Origin of the sequence: Azospirillum sp. A23 (genome assembly GCF_042938965.1) — a bacterium.
Classification (GTDB): Bacteria; Pseudomonadota; Alphaproteobacteria; order Azospirillales; family Azospirillaceae; genus Azospirillum; species Azospirillum melinis.
In genome coordinates this window covers 2,173,470-2,197,931 of the sequence record NZ_CP170667.1, presented here as the reverse complement: position 1 = coordinate 2,197,931, position 24,462 = coordinate 2,173,470, and the positions used below count along the sequence as shown (strand labels likewise).

Annotated in this window: 20 protein-coding genes; 14 read left to right on the top strand and 6 right to left on the bottom strand. The window is 69.7% G+C overall.

The window, feature by feature from the left end; all coding sequences use genetic code 11:
• Positions 1-149 precede the first annotated feature (149 nt).
• The 8 genes from ABNQ40_RS27750 to ABNQ40_RS27715 all read left to right on the top strand — a co-directional run bounded on the left by ABNQ40_RS27750 (position 150) and on the right by ABNQ40_RS27715 (position 11,257).
• A complete protein-coding gene (locus ABNQ40_RS27750) occupies positions 150-1,637 on the top strand; it encodes an FAD-linked oxidase C-terminal domain-containing protein (protein ID WP_109047302.1) in 1,488 nt (495 codons plus the stop codon).
• A 16-nt stretch (positions 1,638-1,653) separates the two neighbouring features.
• Positions 1,654-2,844 (top strand): glycolate oxidase subunit GlcE, encoded by a 1,191-nt coding sequence (glcE, locus tag ABNQ40_RS27745; protein ID WP_109047301.1) that lies wholly within the window; start codon positions 1,654-1,656, stop codon positions 2,842-2,844.
• 17 nt (positions 2,845-2,861) lie between these two features.
• A complete protein-coding gene (gene glcF / locus ABNQ40_RS27740) occupies positions 2,862-4,199 on the top strand; it encodes a glycolate oxidase subunit GlcF (protein WP_109047300.1) in 1,338 nt (445 codons plus the stop codon).
• Positions 4,200-4,393: 194 nt separating this feature from the next.
• On the top strand, positions 4,394-5,101 hold the full coding sequence (pcsA, locus tag ABNQ40_RS27735) for a phosphatidylcholine synthase (protein ID WP_098740557.1): 708 nt from the start codon (positions 4,394-4,396) through the stop codon (positions 5,099-5,101).
• Positions 5,102-5,191: 90 nt separating this feature from the next.
• Complete coding sequence (locus ABNQ40_RS27730; protein ID WP_109047299.1) at positions 5,192-6,169, top strand: cation diffusion facilitator family transporter; 978 nt, start codon at positions 5,192-5,194, stop codon at positions 6,167-6,169.
• Positions 6,169-6,918: a DUF72 domain-containing protein gene (locus tag ABNQ40_RS27725; protein ID WP_109047298.1), complete on the top strand. Its 750-nt coding sequence runs from the start codon at positions 6,169-6,171 to the stop codon at positions 6,916-6,918. The genes ABNQ40_RS27730 and ABNQ40_RS27725 overlap by 1 nt, the downstream gene beginning before the upstream one ends.
• Positions 6,919-7,051: 133 nt before the next feature.
• A complete protein-coding gene (locus tag ABNQ40_RS27720; RefSeq protein ID WP_109047297.1) occupies positions 7,052-9,856 on the top strand; it encodes a DUF2339 domain-containing protein in 2,805 nt (934 codons plus the stop codon).
• Between the two features lie 84 nt (positions 9,857-9,940).
• Positions 9,941-11,257 (top strand): hydroxyacid-oxoacid transhydrogenase, encoded by a 1,317-nt coding sequence (locus ABNQ40_RS27715; RefSeq protein WP_109047296.1) that lies wholly within the window; start codon positions 9,941-9,943, stop codon positions 11,255-11,257.
• A 9-nt stretch (positions 11,258-11,266) separates the two neighbouring features.
• On the opposite strand, the gene ABNQ40_RS27710 is transcribed toward ABNQ40_RS27715, so the two are convergent.
• Positions 11,267-11,713 (bottom strand): GFA family protein, encoded by a 447-nt coding sequence (locus tag ABNQ40_RS27710; RefSeq protein WP_109449946.1) that lies wholly within the window; start codon positions 11,711-11,713, stop codon positions 11,267-11,269.
• Positions 11,714-11,926: 213 nt separating this feature from the next.
• Entirely contained in the window at positions 11,927-13,723 is a 1,797-nt protein-coding gene (locus ABNQ40_RS27705) for an acyl-CoA dehydrogenase (protein ID WP_391348001.1), read from the bottom strand.
• Positions 13,724-13,951: 228 nt separating this feature from the next.
• On the opposite strand from ABNQ40_RS27705, the gene ABNQ40_RS27700 reads away from it, so the two are divergent.
• Both ABNQ40_RS27700 and cobT read left to right on the top strand, forming a co-directional pair.
• A complete protein-coding gene (locus ABNQ40_RS27700; protein ID WP_391347998.1) occupies positions 13,952-14,998 on the top strand; it encodes a transglycosylase SLT domain-containing protein in 1,047 nt (348 codons plus the stop codon).
• Positions 14,999-15,080: 82 nt separating this feature from the next.
• Positions 15,081-16,106, top strand: a complete 1,026-nt coding sequence (cobT, locus tag ABNQ40_RS27695; RefSeq protein ID WP_174472664.1) for a nicotinate-nucleotide--dimethylbenzimidazole phosphoribosyltransferase — start codon at positions 15,081-15,083, stop codon at positions 16,104-16,106.
• Positions 16,107-16,156: 50 nt separating this feature from the next.
• On the opposite strand, the gene ABNQ40_RS27690 is transcribed toward cobT, so the two are convergent.
• From ABNQ40_RS27690 to ABNQ40_RS27675, 4 genes are all read right to left on the bottom strand, one after another.
• Entirely contained in the window at positions 16,157-16,726 is a 570-nt protein-coding gene (locus tag ABNQ40_RS27690) for a hypothetical protein (protein WP_174472665.1), read from the bottom strand.
• 22 nt (positions 16,727-16,748) lie between these two features.
• The gene (dapE, locus tag ABNQ40_RS27685; RefSeq protein WP_391347994.1) at positions 16,749-17,897 is read right to left on the bottom strand and encodes a succinyl-diaminopimelate desuccinylase; all 1,149 of its coding nucleotides are present in this window, start codon (positions 17,895-17,897) and stop codon (positions 16,749-16,751) included.
• 90 nt (positions 17,898-17,987) lie between these two features.
• Positions 17,988-18,830, bottom strand: a complete 843-nt coding sequence (dapD, locus tag ABNQ40_RS27680) for a 2,3,4,5-tetrahydropyridine-2,6-dicarboxylate N-succinyltransferase (protein WP_109047290.1) — start codon at positions 18,828-18,830, stop codon at positions 17,988-17,990.
• A 122-nt stretch (positions 18,831-18,952) separates the two neighbouring features.
• The gene (locus tag ABNQ40_RS27675; RefSeq protein WP_109047289.1) at positions 18,953-19,708 is read right to left on the bottom strand and encodes a pyrimidine 5'-nucleotidase; all 756 of its coding nucleotides are present in this window, start codon (positions 19,706-19,708) and stop codon (positions 18,953-18,955) included.
• Positions 19,709-19,943: 235 nt separating this feature from the next.
• Between ABNQ40_RS27675 and ABNQ40_RS27670 the strand changes: the two genes are divergently transcribed.
• The 4 genes from ABNQ40_RS27670 to ABNQ40_RS27655 all read left to right on the top strand — a co-directional run bounded on the left by ABNQ40_RS27670 (position 19,944) and on the right by ABNQ40_RS27655 (position 24,459).
• A complete protein-coding gene (locus tag ABNQ40_RS27670) occupies positions 19,944-21,683 on the top strand; it encodes a diguanylate cyclase domain-containing protein (protein ID WP_391347991.1) in 1,740 nt (579 codons plus the stop codon).
• Positions 21,680-23,005 carry a DUF2336 domain-containing protein gene (locus tag ABNQ40_RS27665; RefSeq protein WP_391347989.1) on the top strand — a complete coding sequence of 442 codons (1,326 nt, stop codon included), beginning with the start codon at positions 21,680-21,682 and terminating at the stop codon, positions 23,003-23,005. Before ABNQ40_RS27670 ends, ABNQ40_RS27665 begins: the two co-directional genes overlap by 4 nt.
• Before the next feature lie 31 nt (positions 23,006-23,036).
• Entirely contained in the window at positions 23,037-23,669 is a 633-nt protein-coding gene (locus tag ABNQ40_RS27660; protein WP_109047286.1) for a hypothetical protein, read from the top strand.
• A gap of 145 nt (positions 23,670-23,814) precedes the next feature.
• Positions 23,815-24,459, top strand: coding sequence for a hypothetical protein (locus tag ABNQ40_RS27655; RefSeq protein ID WP_109047285.1), 645 nt, complete (start codon positions 23,815-23,817; stop codon positions 24,457-24,459).
• Positions 24,460-24,462 lie beyond the last annotated feature (3 nt).

Genomic DNA, 24,462 nt, shown 5'->3' with positions numbered 1-24,462 from the left:
CGGGTGCGGCTCTTGCGTTTTGTGGTCTGCGCTTTCCGCGGGACGGTTCCGGCCGGATGGGTCGGGAGCGGCATCGTCTTGTCTTAAGGTTGCGGCGGATGGTACGTGTGGCGGACGAGTTCGCCGCAACGGGATAAGGACCGCCCGCCATGAAGATGCCGGTGCCGGACAGCGGGGTGATCGCCCGCCGCCGGGAGATCGTGGAGGCGTTGCGCGCCATCGTTCCCGGCGAAGGCGTGATCGTCGACGAGAACGAACTGCGCGCCTACGAGTGCGACGGGCTGACCGCCTACCGCCAGCTGCCGATGGTCGCCGTGCTGCCCAGCACGGTGGAGCAGGTGTCTCAGGTCCTCAAAGCCTGCAAGGCGATGGGGGTGAAGGTGGTGCCGCGTGGCGCCGGCACCTCGCTGTCGGGCGGAGCCCTGCCGCTGGCCGACGGCGTGCTCCTCGGCATGGGCAAGTTCAAGCGCATCCTCGACATCGACTATGCGAATCGGTGTGTCACCGTGCAGCCGGGGGTGACCAACCTCGGCATCTCCAACGCGGTCGCGCATGAGGGGTTCTATTACGCCCCCGATCCGTCCAGCCAGATCGCCTGCACCATCGGCGGCAACATCGCCGAGAATTCCGGCGGCGTGCACTGCCTGAAATACGGGCTGACCACCAACAATGTGCTGGGGCTGGAGATGGTGCTGATCGACGGCACCATCCTGCGGCTGGGCGGCAAGCATCTGGACGCCGGCGGCTACGACCTGATGGGCATCGTCACCGGGTCGGAAGGGCTGCTCGGCGTGGTGACCGAGGTCACCGTGCGCATATTGAAGAAGCCGGCGACCGCCCGTGCGGTGCTGCTGGGTTTTCCCAGCAGCGAGCAGGGCGGCGACTGCGTGGCGGCGATCATTGCCGCCGGCATCATCCCCGGCGGCATGGAGATGATGGACCGCCCGGCCATCCACGCGGCGGAGGCCTTCGTCCATGCCGGCTATCCGCTGGACGTCGAGGCGCTGCTGATCGTCGAGCTGGATGGCCCGGCGGCGGAGGTCGACCATCTGATCGACCGGGTCGAGGCCATCGCCCGCGACAAGGGCGCCTGCTATGCCCGCGTGTCGAAGAGCGAGGAGGAGCGGCTGGCCTTCTGGGCCGGGCGCAAGGCCGCCTTTCCGGCGGTGGGGCGGATCAGCCCCGACTACTACTGCATGGACGGCACCATCCCGCGCAAGGCGCTGCCGCTGGTGCTGCAACGGATGCAGGAGATGTCGGACCGCTGCGGCCTGCGCGTCGCCAACGTCTTCCATGCCGGCGACGGCAATCTGCATCCGCTGATCCTCTACGATGCCAACAAGCCGGGCGAGCTGGAGGCGGCGGAGGAGTTCGGCAACAACATCCTGCGCCTGTGCGTCGAGGTCGGCGGTGTGCTGACCGGCGAACATGGCGTCGGGGTCGAGAAGCGCGACCTGATGACCGACCAGTTCGACGAGGCCGATTTGCAGCAGCAGCAGCGGCTGAAATGCGCCTTCGACCCCGACGGTCTGCTGAACCCCGGCAAGGTCTTTCCCACGCTGCACCGCTGCGCCGAGCTTGGCCGGCTGCACGTCCACCAGGGGGAACTGCGCTTCCCCGACATCCCGCGCTTCTGAGGGGCCGCCGCTCGCCATGACCATCACCACCTTGAAGCCGGAAACCGCCGCGCAGGTGACCGACGCGGTGCGCTGGGCGCTGTCGGCCGGTGAGCCGCTGGAGATCCTGGGCAGCGGCAGCCGCCGCGGGCTGGGCCGCCCGGTGCAGGCCGGCCACGCGCTCGACCTGTCGGGCCTGTCCGGCGTCATCGCCTATGAGCCGGAGGAGCTGGTGCTGACGGCGCTGGCCGGCACGCGCATGGACCTGATCCTCGCCATGCTGGCCGAGCGCGGGCAGCATCTGGCCTTCGAGCCGCCGGAGGGAGGGACGCTCGGCGGTCTGGTCGCCAGCGGGCTGGCCGGGCCGCGCCGCATCTCGGCGGGGTCGGCCCGGGACCACACGCTGGGCATCGCCGGGGTCAGCGGCCGGGGCGAGGCCTACAAGGGCGGCGGCAAGGTGGTGAAGAACGTCACCGGCTACGACGTGCCGAAGCTGATGGCGGGGTCGTTCGGCACCCTGACCGCGCTGACCGAGATCACGGTGAAGGTGCTGCCGGCGCCGGAGGACAGCGCGACCCTGCTGCTGTCCGGGTTGGACGACCAGGCGGCGGTGGCGATGCTCGACCGCGCGCTGCGTAGCCCCTACGAGGTGTCGGGAGCCGCCCATCTGCCGGCGGGGATCGCCGCGCGGTCGGGTGTGTCCGCGGTGTCGGGGGTGGGCGGGGCGGCGACGCTGGTGCGGCTGGAGGGCTTCGGCCCGTCGGTTGCCGCGCGCGTCACCATGCTGCGCGAGGAACTGCGGGCCGATGCCGTGCTGGATCGCGACGAGTCGCTGGCGGTCTGGCGCGAGGTGCGGGACGGGGCGGGGCTGGGCGTGGGGTTGTCGGGAGTTGGGACCGACGCCCACCTCTGGAAACTCTCGGTTCCCCCGTCGGCCGGCCCCGCCACCGTCGAGGCCATCCGCCGGACGCGCGATGTCGAGGTCTTCTACGACTGGGGCGGCGGGCTGGTCTGGCTGGCCGCACCGCCCGACTCAGGCGCGGCGATCCGTGGCGCGCTCTCCGCCGGCGGCCATGCCACGCTGGTGCGGGCGCCCGAGTCGGTGCGCGCGGCGACGGACGTGTTCCAGCCCTTGCCCGAGCCGCTGATGGCGCTCAGCCGCCGGGTCAAGGAAAGCTTCGACCCCAAGGGCATCCTCAACCCCGGCCGCATGTATGCGGGGCTGTAACGGGAAGACCGATCTCGATGCAAACCAACTTCTCGCTGGCCCAGCTGGCCGACGCCGCGATCCGCGACTCGGAGCAGATCCTGCGCAAATGCGTGCATTGCGGCTTCTGCACCGCGACCTGCCCGACCTACACCATCCTGGGTGACGAGCTGGACAGCCCGCGTGGCCGCATCTATCAGATCAAGGATATGCTGGAGAAGGGCGGCCCGCCGCCCGAAACCACGGTCAAGCACATCGACCGCTGCCTGTCCTGCCTGTCCTGCATGACGACCTGCCCGTCGGGCGTCCATTACATGCATCTGGTCGATCACGCCCGCGCCCATATCGAGACGACGCACAGCCGCCCGCCGGCCGACCGGGCGGTGCGCGACCTGATCGCGCGGGTTCTGCCCAACCCGCGGCTGTTCCGCATGGCCCTGCTGGGGGCATCCATCGGCGTCTCCCTGGGCCGGCCCTTCCGCGCGATGATGCCCAAGCGGCTGTCCGCCATGCTGGCGCTGACCCCGTCCAGCGTTCCGGCGCCGAGCTACAGCGACCGGCCCGGCGTGCATCCGGCGGAGGGTCCGCGGAAGAAGCGGGTGGCCCTGCTGATCGGCTGCGCCCAGCAGGTGCTGGCCCCGCAGATCAACGAGGCGACCATCCGCCTGCTGACCCGCCATGGGGTCGAGGTGGTGGTGTCGAAGGGCGCTGACTGCTGCGGCGCCTTGACGCACCATATGGGCAAGGAGGATCTCGCCCACGCCGCCGCGAAGAAGACCATCGACGCCTGGACGAAAGAGATCGAGGGCGGCGGGCTCGACGCCATCGTCATCAATGCGTCGGGCTGCGGCACCAGCGTCAAGGATTACGGCCATATGTTCCGCGAGGATGCCGCCTATGCCGCCAAGGCGGCGCGGGTGGCGGATCTCGCCAAGGACGTTACCGAACTGATGGACGAGATCGGGCTGGCCCGGCCGGTGGTGGGGACCGGGCAGGCGGTCGCCTACCACTCCGCCTGCTCCATGCAGCACGGCCAGCGCATCAAGGAGCCGCCGCGCGCCCTGCTGCGCGCCGCCGGCTTCCTGGTGAAGGAGATCCCCGACGCGCATCTCTGCTGCGGGTCGGCCGGCACCTACAACATGTTGCAGCCGGAACTGGCGGGAGAGCTGCGCAGCCGCAAGGTCGCGGCCATCGAGAGCACCCAGGCCCAGGCGGTGGCGGCGGGCAATCTTGGCTGCATCACCCAGATTGCCGGCGGGACGGGACTTCCGGTGGTCCATACGGTGGAACTGCTGGACTGGGCGACCGGTGGGCCGATGCCCGAGGCGCTGGCCGGACGGCCGGCCTTCCGGCAGGGCGGGGTGCGGGCGGCCTGACCATCGGGGGCCGGGCCGGGAGAAGAGGGCGTGCACGTCAGCGTGGGCGGAACCGGGGGTTTCGTACCCCCACAATTCTGTGTTTATCTGCATCCATCTGTGTCAGAAAATCCGCCCGCCTCACCGCCTACCGTTCCAGCCCCCGCCCCGTTCAGGTCATCGCCTTGTCCTCGCCACCCACGGAAAACATCGGCATGAGCGCCGCCTACGGAATCACCCACCGCCTGTCGGCCTGGGGCGTTCACATCTTCACGGCCAGCGGCGCCGTGCTGGGGCTGCTCGGCCTTCTCGCGGCGGCGGCGGGCGATGCCAAGCTGTGCCTGATGTGGCTGGGCATCGCCCTGGTCGTCGACGGCGTCGACGGCACGCTGGCCCGGCGCGTTTCGGTCAAGCAGGTGCTGCCGGGCATCGACGGCTCGGCGCTGGATCTGGTGATCGACTACCTGACCTATGTCGTGGTGCCGGCGGTGTTCATGCACCGCTTCGGCCTGCTGCCGGAGGGGCTGGTCAGCATCGCGCTGGCGGCCTGGGTCCTGCTGACGGCGCTCTACTGCTTCGCCAATGTCGGGATGAAGAGCGGCGACAATTATTTCGTCGGCTTCCCGGCGATCTGGAACGTCGTGGCCCTCTATCTCTGGCTGCTCGACCTCAATCCCTGGTTCAACGCCGCTGTGGTGGTGGCGCTGGGGCTGCTGACCTTCACCACGGTCAAGTTCCTGCATCCCTTCCGCGTCAAGGCGCTGATGGCGCTGAACATCGCGGTGACCACGGTCTGGCTGCTCTGCTGCATCGCGCTGGTGGTGCTGGAGCCGGCGCGGCCGGGCTGGCTGTTCGGCCTGTGGCTGGCGACCTCGGTCTATTACGCCGCGGTCTGCGCCTGGCGCACCCTGCGCGGTCCTTGATGACGGCATAAGGGAGCCCTGGGGGAACCGCTGCGGCGGATGGACGTTGCTCCTGCGCAAGTCCGTCCGCTCCAGCGAAGGGGTCCCGTTTTGGCCGAAGGCTCCACCAAGGTCGTGCTCGCAGCGCTCGGCGGCAACCTGATGATCGCGCTGACCAAGTTCGTCGCCGCCGCGATGACCGGCAGCGCCGCCATGTTCAGCGAGGCGATCCATTCCGTCGTCGACAGCGGCAACCAGCTTCTGCTGCTCTACGGCATCCGCCGCGCCCGCCGCCCGCCGACGCCCCAGCATCCCTTCGGCCATGGGCGCGAGGTGTATTTCTGGTCCTTCGTCGTCGCCGTCCTGCTGTTCGGCATCGGCGCCGGCCTGTCCATCTATGACGGCTGGCACGCGCTGTCCCATCCGGAGCCGGTGGAAAGCCCCTGGGTGAATTTTGCCGTTCTGGGCTTCGCAGTGCTGTTCGAAGGTTTTTCCTGGGTCGTCGCGCTGCGCGAGTTCCGCCGCGGCCAGAGTGGCGTCGGCATCCTGTCCGCCGTCCACCGCTCGAAGAACCCGTCGGTCTTCGTCGTGCTGCTGGAGGACACCGCGGCGCTGATCGGCCTGCTGCTGGCCGGCATCGGCCTGACGCTGGGCGAGGTGACCGGCAACCCGATCTTCGACGCCTACGCCTCCATCGCCATCGGCGTGGTGCTGGCGGTCGTCGCGGCGCTGCTGGCCTACGAGTCGAAGGGGCTGCTGATCGGCGAGTCGGCCGACCGCCGCGTCGTCGAGGGCATCCGCCGCATCGTCGGCGAGGAGGCGCGGGTGAAGCGCCCGCTCGATGTGCTGACCATGCATATGGGGCCGGACGACGTGCTGCTGAACCTGTCGGTGGAGTTCCAGGACAGCCTGAACGCCCGCGAGGTGGAGGACGCCGTCTGTTCGCTGGAAAGCCGCATCCGCAGCCAATACCCGATCATCCGCCGCATCTTCGTGGAGGCCGAGTCGCTGCGTGCCCGCCGCGGCCGTGACAATGACGGAGCCTCCCCACCCCAGGGACTTCCGCCCCAGGGACTTCCGGCCGAGTGATGGCGCATTCCGCGGGGCACCCGGTCCGGATCGGCACCGCGGGCTGGAGCATCCCGAAGCTCTCGGCCCCCGCCTTTCCCGTGGACGGCACCCATCTGGAGCGCACCGCCCGCGTCATGCCGATGACCGAGGTGAACAGCAGCTTCTACCGCCCGCACAAGCCTGAGACCTGGGCGCGCTGGGCGGCCTCGACTCCGCTCGGGTTCCGCTTCGCGGTGAAGCTGCCCAAGGCGATCAGCCACGAGGCCCGGCTGGTCGGCTCGGAAGCGGCACTCGACCGCTTCCTGGCCGAGGCGGGGATGCTGGGCGACCGTTTCGGTCCACTGCTGGTGCAACTGCCGCCCAGCCTGCGCTTCGACCGGGCGGTGGCGGAGGACTTCTTCACGCTGCTGCGCGCCCGATTCGACGGCGATGTGGTGTGCGAGCCGCGCCACGCCAGCTGGTTCACCGACGCGGCCGAGGCGTTGCTGGTCGCCCACCGTGTCGCCCGCGTCGGCGCCGACCCCGCCCCGGTGGCGGGAGCGGGCGAGCCGGGCGGCTGGGACGGGCTGCGCTACTGGCGGCTGCACGGATCGCCGGTGATGTACCGCTCGGCCTACGAACCCGCGGTGCTGGATGCCCTGGCTGAAAGGCTGGTGGTGGAGGCGGCGCTGCGGCCGGTCTGGTGCGTCTTCGACAACACCGCCGACTTCCATGCCGTCGACGACGCGCTGGCGACGATGGCGCGGCTGCAAGCGCTCCAGCCCTGAAACGGCTGCCGCTCGTCGGCGGGACTCTCCATTGGGGGAGCCTCCAGCACGACCGAGACAGTGCATTGTTGCACAGCTATCCTGCCACGAAACGTCCCCGAAGGCGGGGCAACGGCGTGCAGGCGGTGCGGTCATGGAGTTCGTTGTCCTTCTGCTGATTTTCGGCTTCATCACCCACCGGCTCGACCGGCGGCTGAAGGTCCAGGCGGCGGAGATTGCCCTTCTGCGCGGCCGGCTGGACAAGGCGCTGACCGGCGCCCTGCCACCGCAAGCGGCAGCGGAAGCCGCACCCGCCGAGGCCGCGGTCCCGGAGGTCGAGGCGCCGCCGGAGGCGGTCGGCGAACCGGTCTTCGCATCCGAGGCGGAAGAGCCGGTGCCACCGCCAATCCTGCAGACGACTCCGCAACCCGTGGCCCCGGCAGCAACCGCGGCAGCGCGGACGGGGTGGCGCGAGCTGGAGGACTCGCTGGCCTCGCGCTGGCTGATCTGGCTCGGCGGCGGCACCATGGCGCTGGCGGCGGCCTTCTTCATCAAGCTGTCGGTCGATCACGGCTGGCTCGGGCCGTCGGTCCGCGTCGCGCTGGGGCTGCTTGCCGGTCTGGGGCTGATGGTGGGGGGCGAGTGGCTGCGCCGCCGCCCGATGCAGCGCGCCGTCGCCGCCTTGCAGCCGGATTACGTGCCGCCGGCCCTGACCGCCGCCGGCCTGTTCACCGCCTTCATCAGCGTCTATGGCGGCTTCGCCCTGTTCGGCCTGTTCGCCCCGCTGGTCGCCTTCGCGCTGCTGGCCGGCCTGTCGCTGGCCGCCATCGGCCTGTCGCTGCTGCAAGGACCGCTCATCGCCGCGCTGGGGCTGCTGGCCGGCTATGTCTCGCCCCTTCTGGTGTCCACCGGCAACCCGGACGCCTGGAGCCTGTTCGCCTATCTGCTGGCGCTGAACGGTGCCGGGATGGGGGTGGTGCTGTATCGCGGCTGGCGCTGGCTCGGCTGGGGCGCGCTGGCCGGTGCCGCGCTGTGGCCGCTGTTGTGGATGATCGATCCCTGGCGCAGCGGCGACGAGCTGCCGACCGGCGTCTATCTGTTGCTGACCTCGGCGCTGTTCCTGGTGCCGGCGGTGCGCGGCGTGCTGGACGGGACGCTGCCGGAGCCGGCCCCTGCCACCGGCTGGCGCACGGCTTTGCCCGACTGGGTCCGGCGCAAGCAGCGTCATCCCGCCGACCGGCTGGCGATGACGGCGATGACGGTGTTCGGTGTGCTGGTCGCCGCCGTCACCTGGATCGACTCCCATGGATCGGTGTCGCAGGTCGTCCTCGGGCTGTTCGCCCTGCTGGCGATGGTCGGCGGGCGGCGGACGGAACGAATCGCCGGCGTCGCCTGGATCGCGGCGCTGAGCGTGCTGCTGTCGCTGGCGCCCTGGAGCCTGCCCTATGTGCCGGCCAGCCCGCCGCCGCTGAATGCCGATGGTCAGCCGCTGATCGTCGTCGATCCGGCCGGCTATCCGGCGGCGGTCGCGCATTTCCTGTGGATCGCCGGCGGATTCGCCGCCCTGTTCGGGATCGGCGGCTTCGTCGCCCTGTGGGACGCGCGTCGGGCGGCGCTGTGGGCCTCGATCTCGGCGCTGGTGCCGCTCGCCCTGCTGACGCTGGCCTATGCGCTGGTGGAGCCGCCGGAGACCGCCATCGGCTGGCCGGCGGCGGCACTCGGGCTGGCGGCGCTGCTGGTCGGCGCCACCACGCCGCTGGGCCGTCACCGCCACCGGCCGGGCGCCTCGCTGGGGCTGGCCGCCTTCGCCGCCGGGGCCACCGGCGCCATCGCGCTCGGCGCCACCATGGTCTTGCAGGAGGCGTGGCTGACCGTCGCGCTGGCGATGCAGGTTCCGGTGCTGGCGTGGCTGGAGCGGCAGCTGAGCTTGCGCGAACTGCGCGGCGTCGCCCTGCTGGTGGCGGCCGCGGTGCTGGTCCGGCTGGCGATCAACCCCTCCGTGCTGGATTACGAGGGCTATGGCTGGATCGCCTACGGCTATGGCCTGCCGGCGCTGGGCTTCCTCGTGGCGGCGCGCTGGATGCGGACCGCTCCCGGCGGGAAAGGCGACGATCTGGTGGTGATGGTGCTGGAGGCCGGCGCCCTGATCTTCACCACGCTGATGCTGTCACTGGGCATCCATCGCTGGATGGCCGGCAGCCTGCAGGAGGCGCCGTCCAGTCTGGCGGAGGTGGCGCTGCACACCCTGTCCTGGCTCGGCCTTGCCCTGCTGCTGGCGGCCGACCGGCGGTGGAGCGCGCGGACCGTCGCGGTGTGGGGCCGGCGTTTCCTGGTGCTGATGGCGGTCACCGCCGCCCTGTTCCTGCATCTGGTGGCGCTGAACCCGCTGTGGAACGACGAGTGGGTGGGGAACTGGCCGGTGGTCAACCGGCTGCTGCTGGCCTATGGCGCGCCGGCCCTGCTGGGGCTGGTCTATCTGTGGTACGACCCGCCGCCGTCGGCGGCCCTGCGCAGTGCCGCCCCGGTGCTGCCGCTGCTGCTGATCGCCACCAATCTGGCCCTGGAGATCCGCCGTTCCTTCCAGGGGCCGGTGCTGTCCGGCTACGAGATGTCGGACGCCGAATGGTACAGCTATTCGGCCGGCTTCCTGCTGTTCGCGGTGGGGATGCTGGTGGTGGGCATCCGCTTCGGCTGGGGCTGGATGCGCCATGCCGGGCTTGTTCTCGTGCTGGCGGTGGTCGCCAAGGTGTTCCTCAGCGACATGTCGGACCTGGAAGGGATGTACCGCGTCGCCTCCTTCCTCGGTCTCGGCCTCTGTCTGGTCGGCACCGGCTGGCTCTATCAGCGGCTGCTGCGCCCGCCCGCGGCCGGCACGCCGCCCGAGCCGCCGATGGAACCGCCGCTGTCGCCTGCGGACACTCTGCCCACAGACACTCTGTTGGACCAACGGACGCATTGACAGGCCGGGCGGGGGACGCTCCCATACGGTGAAGGATGGGCCGGAGCGGAAATCCGGCCCCCCGCCACCGGAGGAGCAGCGCTCATGGCAAGCGACACGCACGGCAACGCCTATCCCATCCTGCCCGACGGTGAAGAGGGCTTCACCGTCGAGGCGGCGCGGATGAAGTTCGGCCCCGGCATGCTGGCGGAGCTGGGCGGCGACGCGCTGTCGCTGGGCATGACGCGGGTGGCGCTGTTCACCGACCCGCGGGTGGCGGCGACGGCGCCCTTCGCCATGGCGCTCGATGGGCTGAAGCGGGCGGGCGTCGATCCGGTGGTCTTCGACCGCTGCCGGGTGGAGCCGACCAGCGCCTCCTTCCTCGACGCCGCCGATTTCGCGCGGGACGGCGGTTTCGACGGCTATGTCTCCATCGGCGGCGGATCGGTGATCGACACCGCCAAGGCGGCGAACCTCTACGCCACCCACCCGGCCGACTTCCTCGCCTACGTCAACAAGCCGCTGGGCGAGGGCATCCCGGTGCCCGGCCCGGTCAAGCCGCACATCGCCTGCCCGACCACCTGCGGCACCGGCAGCGAGACCACCGGCGTCGCCATCTTCGACCATGCGGAAAAGCAGGTGAAGACCGGTATCTCGTCGCGCTACCTGCGGCCGAGCCTCGCCGTGGTCGATCCGCGCACCATCGACAGCCTGCCGCCCGGGGCCATCGCCGCCACCGGCTTCGACGTGCTGACCCATGCCATCGAAAGCCACACCGCGCGCCCCTTCCGCTCCCGCCCGCGTCCCGAGCAGCCGACGGCCCGCCCGCCCTACCAGGGCGCCAACCCGTGGTCCGACATCGGCAGCCTGCAAGCGATCCGGCTGGGCGGGCAATGGCTGGAACGGGCGGTCAACGACCCGGATTGCGCGGAAGCCCGCGACGCGCTGATGTTCGCCGCGACGCTGGCCGGTCTGGCCTTCGGCAATGCCGGGGTGCACATCCCGCACGCCATGTCCTATTCGGTGGCCGGGATGAACCACAGCTTCACCGCAACGGGTTACGAAACGGTGGACCCGATGGTGCCGCACGGCATCTCGGTGGTGCTGAACGCCCCCGCCGCCTTCCGTTTCACCGGCCCGGCCGCCCCTGAGGCCCATCTGCGCGCCGCCGAGGCGCTGGGGGCGGACGTGCGCGGTGCGTCGCCGGAGGATGGCGGCGAGTTGCTGGCGACCCGGCTGATCGGAATGATGCGGGCGACCGGCCTGCCCAACGGGCTGTCGGCGCTCGGCTATGGCGAGGCCGACATTCCGGGACTGGTCAAGGGCGCCGCCGCCCAGCAACGCCTGCTGACCATCGCCCCGCGCCCGGTGTCGGAGGACGACCTGCGCGGGCTGTACGTGGATGCGATGCGTTATTGGTGAAGGTTGCCGCTACTCTGCCATCGTTTCGCCGGAACCGCCGAACTCGGCCGGGAAGTCCTTCAGCTTCGGCAGGCCGTCCCGCATCGGCAGCACGGTCTCGGCATAGTTGACGTGGACGGCGGGGGCGAAGGGCAGGGTCGGCAGGGTCGCGGAGAAGACGTCCACGAGGCCGAGCGGCGGGTGATTGGTCATCAGATGCCCGCCGCACTTCGCGCAATATTGGCGCTGGCTGACCGGCGTCTTCTGGAAGGTCGCGAGATGTTCGGCGCCGGCGGTCACGCGCACGGCGTCGGGCTTCCACAGGGTGAAGGCGTTGACCGGGCCACCGGACCAGGAACGGCAGGACCGGCAATGGCAATAGCCCATGGCTTCCGGCGAGCCGGTGACCTCCACCTCCACCGCGCCGCAGAAGCAACTGCCCGTATGAGTCTCGGTCTGAGTCTCCGTGCTTGTCATGGCTTTCGACTTCATCTTTGTTGGTGATGCGAACAATATGACGCTATCACCGATAACAAGGATGTTCAGTTGGCCATTAGGACCATGCTCATTCGATAGGCGATAACAAAGCTCCCCGAAAAAGCGGGACTGTCGGGAGCCGATGGAAGGATCGGGGTGGGCAACGCAGGGAAAGCCCCTCTCCCGCCTGGAGAGAGGGGCCGGAAATTTCGGTTAGAACTGCTCCTCGCTCAGCGCCATCACCGTGTTGCGGGCGCTGGCGATGGTCGGCAGCAGGGCCGGGGCGGTCGCCAGAACCTGCTCGGCATAGAAGCGCGCGACGATCAGCTTTGTTTCCAGGAAGGAGGCGTTGGCGCCGGGCTGGTGCATGCCCTCCATCGCCTTCATCGCCGAGCGGGCGAGCATCCAGCCGCCGGCGACCGTGCCCCACAGCTTCAGGTAGGCCACCGCACCGGCGGCGGCCCCTTGCAGGTCGCCCTCCGCCTGGGTCGCGACCATCCAGTCGATGGCCCGGTCCAGCGCATCGAGCCCGGCCGACAGCTCGGTCCGGATTACCGCGAGGTCGTCGCCGGGGGCGGTACCCAGCTCCGCCACCGTCGCCCGCATGTCGGCGACGAAGGCGCGGGCGGCCGCGCCCTTGTCGCGGCCGGTCTTGCGGAAGGTCAGGTCGTTGCCGTGGATGCCGTTGGTGCCCTCATAGATCGGAGTGATGCGGGCGTCGCGGTAATGCTGGGCGGCGCCAGTCTCCTCGATGAAGCCCATGCCGCCATGGATCTGCACGCCGGTGGAGGCGACCTCGCAGCCGATGTCGGTCGACCACGCCTTGACGATGGGGGTCAGCACATCGACCCGCGCCGTGGCGGCAGCCCGCACCGCCGGATCCTCGTGGTGGCGGGAAATGTCGAGCTGCGTGCCGGCATAGAGCGCCAGCGCCCGCGCCGCCTCGGTCTTGGCGCGCATGTCCAGCAGCATGCGGCGCACGTCCGGATGCTTGATGATGGCGACGCCGGAGCCCTTGGGATCGGCCAGATCCTTGCTCTGCACGCGGCTCTTGGCGTAGTCGCGGGCCTGCTGATAGGCGCGCTCGGCAATCGCGACGCCCTGGATGCCGACGCCGAGCCGGGCGTTGTTCATCATCGTGAACATGTATTCGATGCCGCGATTCTCCTCGCCGACGAGGTAACCGATGGCGCCCTCGTCGTCGCCATACGCCATGACAGCGGTCGGGCTGGCCATGATGCCCAGCTTGTGCTCCAGGCTGGCGCAGCGCAGGTCGTTGCGCTGGCCCGGCGTGCCGTCGGCATTGGGCAGGAACTTCGGCACGATGAACAGGCTGATGCCCTTGATGCCGGCCGGGGCGTCGGGCAGGCGGGCCAGCACCAGATGGACGATGTTCTCCGTCAGGTCATGCTCGCCATAGGTGATGAAGATCTTCTGCCCGGTGATGCGATAGCTGCCGTCGCCGGCCCGCACCGCCTTGGTCCGCACCGCGGCGAGGTCGCTGCCCGCCTGCGGCTCGGTCAGGTTCATCGTCCCGGTCCATTCGCCGGAGATCATCTTCGACAGATAGACCGCCTTCTGCTCCGCGCTCGCATGCTCGGTCAGCAGGTCGACGGCACCCTGGGTCAGCAGCGGGCACAGGCCGAAGGACAGGTTGGCGGCCTGCCACATCTCGTTGACCGCGAAGGCGACCGTCCAGGGCAGGCCCTGTCCGCCATACTCCGGCTCAAAGGGCAGGCTGTTCCAACCGGCTTCGGTGAACTGGCCGTAGGCCTCCTTCCAGCCGGTCGCGGTGCGGACGACGCCGTTCTCCAGCTTGGCCCCTTCCTTGTCGCCCACCCGGTTCAGCGGGGCGAGCACGCCGGAGGCGAATTTGCCGGCCTCCTCCAGGATGGCGTCGACCAGATCGGGGGCGGCGCTGTCGCAATGGGGCAGGGCGGCGATGGCGTCGAGGCCGACCACCTCGTTCAGGACGAAGCGCAGATCGTCGACCGGAGCGGTGTAGGTCATGGCGGAGCGAGTCTCCCAGGGCGGATTTGTAGAGGGCGGATTGTTTTGTTTACCTATAGGTTAACATACAGCATCGGATGGCGCTTGGCGAGAGGGCGGGATGCCGCGTCCATCCGCATCGTCAAGGCTAGGCCCGCGGCAGGGCGGCATCAAGCCTTCTCCCGACTGGCACGGCGTCTGCATAGGAGAGGCTGCCTCCCATCGGGGCTTTCACACGGGGATCGACCCATGACCTACGCTTCCGCCCTCGGCAATCCCAGCAACGCCGCCACCCAGGCCGCCAGCGCCTCGCGCGGGCCGGCCACTGTGGAGGCTGCGGTGCGCAATGCCAGCGCGAAGACGGGGGTCGATTTTTCCTACCTCATGGAAAAAGCTGCCGTGGAGAGCGGCTACCGCACGGACGTAAAGTCCTCCTCCTCCTCGGCGACGGGGCTCTACCAGTTCATCGACAGCACCTGGCTGCAAACGATGAAGGAGCATGGCGCCGACCACGGCTATGGCAAATACGCCAACGCCATCCAGACCCGTGGCGACGGCCGGCCCTATGTCTCCGATCCGGAGATGAAGAAGGAGATCCTGGATCTGCGCAAGGACCCGACCGCGTCGGCCCTGATGGCCGCGGAATACACCCGCGACAACAAGGAGTATCTGGAAGAGACGGTAGACGGCAAGATCGGCTCGACCGAGCTGTACATGGCGCATTTCCTGGGGGCCGGCGGCGCGTCGAAGTTCCTGAACGCGATGCAGGAGAACCCCGGCCGGACCGCCCGCGACGTCTTCCCCGACGCCGCCGCCGCCAACAAGAACGTCTTCTACGACAAGGCCACCGGCAAGGCGAAGTCGCTGAAGGAGATCTATGACCGCTTCGCCTCGAAATTCTCCGAGAACCCGATGGCGAATTTCGCCCCGGCCCAGGTGGCGAACGACGCGGTGCGCAAGCAGGACATGCCGGACGGCTTCACCACCCAGGTGCCGACGGCCCCGGCCAAGGCGCTGAACGGCACGCCGCTGTCGATCTATCAGGTGCTGGCGCTGAACGCGCTGGAGACGCCGGACGAGGTCGACAGCGTCAGCGGCCGCCCGGCCCGCCTGCGCGACAAGGAGCATTGCCGCATGCGCGACGAGCCGGTGCGCACCGACCAGTCGTCGGGCACCGGCGTCGCTGTGGGCTTCGGCCTCGGTCTGGGCCGCATCGTCGGTTCTGAATCGGCGACGCCGGTGGCGTCCGCCACTGCGGGCGCTGCCGGAACCGACGCGGTCTCCAAGGCGGCATAATGCCCTACGCTGGCGCTTTGACTTGATGGCCGGATGGGTGCAAGGTCGCGCCGTTTTTGGCGCTCACCCCTCAGGACCGATCATGAGCAACCAGCAGCCCGCCGTCACCTTCGAGGAAATCCGCGCGCTCGTGCGCAACCTGCCCGGCCCCGACCTGGAGGCCGGCACCGCGGCCCTCCAGCGCGAACGGCAGCTGACCAAGCCGGCGGGCTCGCTCGGCCGGCTGGAGGAGATCGCGCAGTGGATGGCGACCTGGCAGGGCCAGCACCCGGCCGAAGCCCGCCGTCCGCGCGTCGCCGTCTTCGCCGGCAACCATGGCGTGGCCGCCCGCGGCGTCTCGGCCTATCCGGCCGAGGTGACGGTGCAGATGGTCGCCAACTTCCAGAACGGCGGGGCGGCGGTCAACCAGCTCTGCGAGGTGGCCGACGCCGACCTGCGCGTCTACGAGCTGGACCTGGAGAACCCGACCGCCGACTTCACCCAGGGCCCGGCCATGGGTGAGGAGGAGTGCTGCCGCACCATGGCCTACGGCATGATGGCGGTGGAGATGGGCGTCCAGCTGCTGTCGCTGGGCGAGATGGGCATCGCCAACTCGACTTCGGCGGCGGCGCTCTGCCTCGCCCTGTTCGGCGGCGAGGCGGCCGACTGGACCGGCCGCGGCACCGGCATCGACGACGAAGGGCTCGCCCGCAAGATCGCCGCGGTCGAGGCCGGCGTCGCCGCCAACCCGCAGGCCAAGGACGACCCGTTCGAGGCGCTGCGCTGCCTGGGCGGCTACGAGTTCGCCGCCATCGCCGGCGCCATCCTGGCCGCCCGCGTCGCCCGCGTTCCGGTCCTGCTCGACGGCTTCGCCTGCACCGCCGCCGCCGCGGTGCTCTACAAGGCCGACCGCCGCGCGCTCGACCATTGCATGGTCGCCCACCGCTCGGTCGAGCCGGGCCACACCCGCCTGATGCAACTGATCGGCAAGGAGCCGCTGCTCGATCTCGGCATGCGGCTGGGCGAGGGGTCCGGTGCGGCGCTGGCGATCAACATCGTCAAGTCCGCCGTCGCCTGCCACGCCGGCATGGCGACCTTCGCCGACGCGGGCGTCAGCACGCAGGGGTAATGGCGGGGCAGGGTGTCGTGAGGGCTTCCTTGGCCCTCACGACACCCTGTTCACAGCATTCCGTCCGCCAGATCGCTGATCGCGGCAGATAGGAACAGGTCCAGCATCACCAGTGCCGCCGCAGCCAGACCCGACAGCGACAGGGCGGTGCGCAGGACGAACCACTGGTAGGTCAGCATCGCCATCATGACGCCGAAGACCAGCGCTTCGGACACGCCGGACGGCAGCAGGCCGGTGGCGGACAGCAGGATGGCCGGCAGATAGATCCCCATCTGCACCACCGCCGACCAGTTGTAGGCGGTGAGCGCGCCGGGATAGAGCTGTTCCTTGCCCAGCAGCGCCGCTATGCGGAACAGGGCGAGCGGGAAGGCGGTCCAGCTGACGACGTAGGCGATGCCCTCCACCGTCACCAGTTGCAGGACCGGGGTGCCGTCCAGCTGGTCCCACAGGCGGATCGCCAGCAGCAGCGCATAGGCGGGCAGCACCACCAGGGCGGCGTAGAAGGAATTCAGCGCACCGTCCGGCGTGCGGTCGAAGAACTCCATCCCCGTCCGGTCGAAGCGGGCCAGCCGCCAGGCGCCGGTCAGCGCGGACAGGATGGCGGGCGTGGTCAGCGGCATCGTGGTGTCCCGGTCAGACCTCTCACCCGGCAAGGCGCGTGAACACGCCCTTCAGGATCGACTCGTAGATGGCGGTCAGCTGGCGCAGATCCTCCACCGAACAATATTCATCCACCTTGTGCATGGTCTGGCCGACCAGCCCGAACTCCACCACCGGGCAGACATTCTTGATGAAGCGCGCGTCCGACGTGCCGCCGGTGGTCGAATAGTCCGGACGGCGTCCGGTCACCCCCTCCACCGCCTCGGCCACCAGTTCGGTCAGCGGACCCGGCGGGGTGACGAAGCTGTCGCCGGAGCAGTAGACCTCCAGCTCATAGGCGCCGCCGACGGCATCGAAGGTTCGGCGCAGCCACGCCTCGATGCCGGCCGGGGTGTGGGCGTCGTTGAAGCGGATGTTGAAGGTCGCCTTGCCCTGCGCCGGAATGACGTTGGTCGCCGTGTTGTCGACGTCGATGGTGGTCAGCGCCAGGGTGGAGGGCTGGAAATGCGCCGTGCCTTCGTCCATCGGGTGTTCGGTGATGGCGGCCAGCATGCGGACCAGCCGCGGCAGCGGGTTGTCGGCCAGATGCGGGTAGGCGACGTGGCCCTGCGCGCCGAACACGGTCAGGAAGCCGGTCAGGCTGCCGCGCCGGCCGATCTTGATCATGTCGCCCAGCGCCTTGGGATTGGTCGGCTCGCCGACCACGCAGGCATCGATGCGCTCGCCGCGCTCGGCCAGCCAGTCCAGCACCTTGCGGGTGCCGTTGATCGCAACCCCTTCCTCGTCGCCGGTGATCAGCAGGCTGATCGAGCCGGCGGGCGGCCCGTCCTCCAGCCGGCGCGACACCGCGGCGACGAAGGCGGCGATGGCGCCCTTCATGTCCACCGCACCGCGGCCGAACAGGCGCCCGCCCATCACCTCGCCGGCGAAGGGATCGACCGTCCAGCCCCGGTCGCCCGGCGGCACCACGTCGGTGTGGCCGGCGAAGCAGAAGTTCGGACCCTCGGTGCCGAGCCGGGCATAGAGGTTCTCCACCGGCTCGGTTCCCTCCTGCTGGAAGCGAAGGCGGTGGCAGGCGAAGCCCATCGGCGCCAGCGCCGCCTCCAGCACGCCCAGCGCACCGTCGTCGCGCGGCGTGACGCTGGGGCAGCGGATCAGATCCTGGGCGAGGGCGACGGGGTCGATGGTCATGGGAGGTCCGGGTTCGCAAGTCATGGTCCCGCCCCCACCTTCCGCTCGAACCGGTTTCGAGCGGAAGGTGGGGGCGGGCTTAGAAGCGGATCAGTCCCGCAGCAGGTCGTTGATCGCGGTCTTGGAGCGGGTCTTCTCGTCGACGCGCTTGATAATGACGCAGCAGTACAGGCTCGGGCCCGGAGTGCCGTCGGGCAGCGGCTTGCCGGGGAGCGAGCCGGGGACGACGACCGAATAGGCCGGGACGCGGCCCATGAAGATCTCGCCGGTGTGGCGGTCGATGATCTTGGTCGAGGCGCCGATGTAGCAGCCCATGGAGATGACGGCGCCTTCCTCGACGATCACGCCCTCGACGATCTCCGAGCGGGCGCCGATGAAGCAGTTGTCCTCGATGATGACCGGATCGGCCTGCAACGGCTCCAGCACGCCGCCGATGCCGACGCCGCCCGACAGGTGGACGTTCTTGCCGATCTGGGCGCAGGAGCCGACGGTGACCCAGGTGTCGACCATGGTGCCGCTGTCGACATAGGCGCCGACATTGACGAAGCTCGGCATCAGGATGACGCCGGGGGCGACGTAGGACGACTTGCGGGCGATGGCGCCGGGCAGGGCGCGGAAACCGGCGTTCTGGAACTGGCCTTCGCTCCAGCCCTCGAACTTCGGCGGCACCTTGTCGTACCAGGAGGAGCCGCCGGGGCCGCCGGGGATCATCTCGTTGGCGTTCAGGCGGAAGGACAGCAGCACCGCCTTCTTCAGCCACTGGTTGACCTTCCAGCCGTCCGCGGTCTTCTCCGCGACGCGCAGGTCGCCGGCGTCCAGCGCGTCGAGCGCCGAATTCACGGCGTCGCGGACCGAACCGGTGGTGGCGGTGGTGAGATCGGCGCGGTTTTCCCAGGCGGCGTCGATGATGGCTTGCAGGCTGGCGTGGCTCATGGCGCGGTCGTTCTGCTGTCGATTGTCCAAGGGACGGCACCATGGAGCCGCATCGCGGCCCCTGTCAACCATACCCGCGGCCGGCATCGGCCGGTTTGCGACAAAGCCCCCGAACTCCTCCCTTAAACCCCCGCCACCGCGGCCAGCCAGGAGGGCAGGTCGTCGACGGTGTGGTCGATGTGGACCCCGGCGCCGACGCCGGCCTTCTCGTACTCCTTCTCGCCACGGACCCAGACGGTGGTCATGCCCAGCGCGTGGGCGGGGGCGAGGTTGCGGGCGATGTCCTCCACCATGCAGGCGTCGGCCGGATCGACGCCGTGGCGTTCCACCAGCGTGGCATAGGGGCGGGGATCGGGCTTCGGCACGAAGCCGCCGGCGGCGATGTCGAACACCGCGTCGAACCGGTCGAGGATGCCGAGCCGGCCGGCGACGTTCTCGGCATGGCGGACCGAGCCGTTGGTGTAGATGATCTTGCGGCCGGGCAGCCGCGCCAGCGCGTCGGCCAGCAGGGCGGAGGGCTGGACCCCGGTCACGTCGATGTCGTGGACATAGTCCATGTAGGCGACCGGATCGACGTCATGCTCCATCATCAGGCCGCGCAGCGTGGTGCCGTATTCGCGGAAGAACTGCTTCTGCCGCACCCGCGCCTCGTCCATGCCGATGTTGAAATGGGCGGCGATGAACTCGTTGATCCGGAGGTCGACCTGGGCGAACAGGTTGCAGGAGGCCGGATAGAGCGTGTTGTCGAGGTCGAAGATCCACACGGCACGGTCGCGCAGGGCGGCGAGAGGATCGGTCGCGGGGCCGGAAGTGGAACCGGTCGTGGAACTGGGCGCCGGTGCGGCGGCCTTGTCCTGGGGGGAGGTCGGGACGGTCATCCCCCAAGAATGGGGCCGGGGCCTGCCGGCCGCAAGGCGCTTCACATGGTCGCAGGCGCGCAGCCGCCCTTTGGCCAAGCCGCCGCTATGGGGAGTTCCCCGCGTCGTTGGTTGATTGAAGATTAACCCCTAAAGAGGTAGCATAGACCAGACCTTGTAATGGTTTACAGCCAAAGGTTTCCGCTCCGCCTGCCTCGTGGCCCGCAAGCCTCGTGGATTGCCCTCTGGGATTGCCGTGGACCTTCTTCTGACCACCGGTACCTTTGCCACCGCTTCCGCCTCCACCGGCGGCCAGACCGGCCCCGTGACGCTGGTCGCGCTGTATCCCGGCCCTGCCCTGCGGCTGGATTCGGCGCTGGCCGTCGCCGAAGCGAATGCCGAGGCGGAAGACATGATGGACAGCGATCCGCGCTGGCTGCCGGAGCTGCGCAACTGGTTGACGGCGTCCAGCGTGGCGCCGGGGCTGCGGTCGGTGCCGGTGGAATCGCTGCGCGGGATCATGATCGTCGAATGGGCCGGCGTGCCGCTGCCCGACGGCGGGTTTTTGCTGCTGGGCCGCGACGACACGCTGGAGCGCCAGCTGCGCCACACGCTGACCGAATCGCGGCGGCGCTACAAGGATCTGGTGGAGGTCTCCTCCGACTTCGCCTGGGAGACAGGGCCGGACGGCACCTTCGTCTTCGTCAGCCACAAGGGCGCGTTGGGCTATCCGGCCGACGCGCTGATCGGCCGCGACCCGCGCAGTCTGGCGCTGGAGGAGGCGGAAGACCTGCCGATGCCGTTCGACTGCCGTCGGGCGATCGACCAGACCGAGCTGTGGCTGAAGAGCGCGGACGGCACGCCGGCCTGCGTCGTCGCCTCCGCCCTGCCGCTGTTCGGGGTGCAGGGCGACTGGATCGGCGCCCGCGGCGTCTGCCGCGACGTGACCGAGCAGGTGCTGCGCTCCAACGAGCTGGCGCGTATCCGTAACCGTGAACGGCTGCTGGGCCACATCGTCCATACCCTGCGCGACCGTCTCGACGCCGCGGAAGCGCTGGCCGTTGCCGCGACCGAAACGGCGCGGGCGCTCAGCGCCGACGGCTGCCGCATCTATCGGGCGGAGGAGGGTGCCGCCGGCGGCAATGGGGGCAGCCGTGTCGTCCTGTCGCTGGTGGCGGAGTTCGGTGCGAAATTGCCGGAGGTCGGCACCGCCCTGCTCGACCGCATCGCCAACAACGAAGGGCTGGTGACCGACCGGCTGGGCGACGTGCAGCTGATCGGCGAGCGGACGGAGTACCGGCAGGCGGCGAACGGCGCGCTGCTGGTCTGGCGCACCGGCGATTCCGAGCCGTGGGACGAAGACGACCGCCATCTGATGTCGGGCGTGGCCGACCATATCGGCATCGCGCATGCCCATCTCGCCTACCAGGAGCGGCTGCGCCGCCTGTCGGAGCGCGACGGGCTGACCGGACTGTTCAACCGTCGCACCTTCTTCGAACGGTTGGAGGAGTCGATCTCCCGGCCGGACAGCGGGCCGTCGGCCCTGCTCTATGTCGACCTCGACAATTTCAAGGCGGTCAACGACCTGCACGGCCACCAGCAGGGCGATGCCGTGCTGAAGGCCATCGGCACGCTGCTGAGCACCGGGGTGCGGCCGGGCGACCTGCCGGGCCGGCTGGGCGGTGACGAGTTCGTGCTGTGGCTGGGCCGCACCGACGAGGCGAAGGCCCGCATCGTCGCCGAACGGCTGCTGAACGGCATGCGCGATCTGGCCCACCTGTCGGCCAGTCCCGAAAAGCCGCTGGGCCTGTCGATCGGCATTGCCGTCCACACCCCCGGCCGCGGCGAATCGGTGCGGGAGTTGACCGACCGGTCCGATGCCGCCATGTACGACGCCAAGAAGAGCGGCAAGGGTCATTTCGCCCTGGCCCCCGCCTATCGGGCGGCCGCTCAGCCACCCTCCTCCGATGTTTCCGCCGCGGAGCCTGTCCCGTGACCCCGCCTGCCAATCCGCGCCCCGAGACCTTCGACCCCGCCGACTACGAATCCGCCAAGCGGATGGTGCAGAGCGAGGATCCGGCCGTTCGCCGGAAGGTCGCCGAGCATCCCAAGACCCGGCCGGAGCTGCTGTATTTCCTCGCCGCCGATGCCGCGGCCGAGGTGCGGCGCGCCATCGCCACCAATGCCGGCACGCCGCGGCAGGCCGACCTGCTGCTGGCCAAGGACCGCGAGGTCATGGTGCGGCAGGCGGTGGCACGGAAGATCGCCCGCCTGCTGCCGGAACTGTCGGCCGACCAGGCGATGCAGATCGAACGGCTGACGGTGGAATGCCTGGAGACGCTGGCCCGCGATCAGGCGACGGAGGTGCGCGGCATCCTGGCCGAAGCGTTGAAGGACCTGCCCAACGCCCCGCACGGCGTGATCAACCGGCTGGCCCGCGACGTCGAGCTGTCGGTCTGCGCGCCCGTGTTGCAGCATTCGCCGATCCTCACCGAAGAGGATCTGACCGACATCATCATGAAGGGGCCGGTGCGCGGCGCGATGACCGCCATCGCCAGCCGGCACAATGTCAGCGCCTCCGTCGCCGACGCCATCGCCCGCTCGGACGACGAGGCGGCGGTGACGGCGCTGCTCGGCAACCCGTCGGCGCAGATCCGCGAAGAGACGCTCGACCGTATCCTCGATCAGGCGCCGCAGCACGAACCCTGGCATTCGCCGCTGGTCCGCCGCCCGCGGCTGCCGGCCCGCGCGGTGGCGCGGCTGGCCAGCTTCGTCGCCGACAAGCTGCTGAAGGTGTTGCAGGACCGCGACGACCTCGACCCCGAGGCGACGCGCGGGCTGGTGGAGGCGGTGCGCCAGCGGGTGGGGCAGGCCGCCGCAGGAACCCCCGGCCTGCCGCTCGGCCCTGTCGATTTCGGCGAGGAGGCGGTCGGTGGCGCCGCCGGACCGGAGAAGCCGGTCGAGCGTCCCAGCGACAAGGCGGCACGCCTGAACAAGGAAGGCAAGCTGACCGAGAAGCTGATCGAGGGCTCGATGGTGGAGGGCGACCGCGGCTTCGTCATGGCCGCCCTGGCGGAGCTTTCGCAGATTCCGCTGCCGGTGGTGGACCGCATCGTCGCCACCCATGCGCCGCGCGCCGTCACCGCCCTGGTGTGGCGCGCCGGGCTGACCATGCGCTTCGCCCGGCAGGTGCAGTTGCGGCTCGCCCAGATTCCGCCAAAAACAGCGCTTAATGCTCGGGACGGCACGCACTATCCGATGACCGATGAAGAGATGCGCTGGCAGCTCGAATTTTTCGGTGTCGAGGAGAAGGCGTGACGTTTTCCTCTGTTTTCGGGTTCTCTTCGGTATGCGCGTCGCCTTTCTCGCCTTCTTCGTCGTCCTGATCGCAGCATCCACCAGCTTCGCCGCCCCGCCGCGCGAAACGCCGGAGGAGCGCGAGGTCGCCGCCACCTTCGACGCCGCCCGCACGGCGTTGTCCGAGAAGCGCGGGTCGGCGGTGATCCCGCTGCTCACCCGCAATTCGGTCAAGGCGCTGGAGTCGGTGCGTGACGCCGCCCGCCAGCCCGGCGATGCGCCTTTGCAGCGGCTGGAGCCGGCGGAACGTTTCGCCGCCATGGGGCTGCGCCGATATCTCGGCCCGGCGGAATTGCGGCGCATGTCGGTCGGCGACATCGCCAACCATGCGCTGAAAGCCGGCTGGCTCGGACCCAACGTCATCTCCCGCAGCGCGCTGGGGCCGGTGCGGGTCAAGGGCGACCGGGCGTCGGGCCTGCTGATGGTCGACAACCGGCCGGCGCTGGTCCCTGCCGATTTCGTCCGCGAGGGCGGGGCGTGGCGCATCGACCTCGCCAGCGTCTTCACCTTCGGCAGCCAGATGCTGAAGGGCTTCGCCGCCATGGCCGGCAAGGACGAGACCGCCTATATCGGCGAACTGCTCGACCGGCTGCCGGCCAAGCCGGGAGCGATGAAGGCGCAGTGATCCGGAAGCGGATCCTCCATCCCCGTCATCCAGCCTCTTTTATCCACCCACTTTTATCCATCTGCCCGCGTCCATCGGTGCGATTGCGGCGACTCCGGCGATTGCGTAGACTCGCGCCCGCTTCCACCAAGTGTTGGCGCCGACGATGACCGCACCGGAAGAGACCGTTTCCTCACCCACCCCCGGCCGGGCCGTGCCCTGCGGCGCCCGATTCCGTGCCGCCGTTCTGGAGCTTGCCGCCGCCCGCGGGGCAGGGGTGCCGATGCTCGTCGCCGCCGCCCTGCTGCTGGCGCCGAAGGGGGGTGCCGATCCGGGCCTGCGCGATCCGGAGGGGGAGGCGCTGCTGGAGGTGGGAGAGACCGACGCCAGCGACGGTGCGATTCGCAAGGCGCTGGCCGTCGCCCTGGCGCTTGCCGATCCCGGCGCCCGCATCCTGCCGGGCGAGGATGTCCACCGGCTCGAAGCCGCGGTGGAGACGCTGGGCTACCGCAACAAGACGCTGGCCCATGCGCTGCAACGCCTGTCCTTCCAGCCGCTCGACGGTCGCATCACGCACGTGCGCGACGCCGCCCAGCTGTTCGGCTTCGTCAATGAATGGTGCTTCGACGAGGATCAGGTGCGGCGGCGCTTCCGCGAACTGGCGCCGGTCTATCACCCGGACACCGGCATCGTCGCCTGCCGCGAGCGGATGGGCCAGCTGATCGACGCCCGCAACCTGCTGGTCCACCATGTCCGCAGCGTCTACGGTTCCGGCGATTGGATGGCCCGGCGGGGCGGGCCTTCCGTTTAAAAC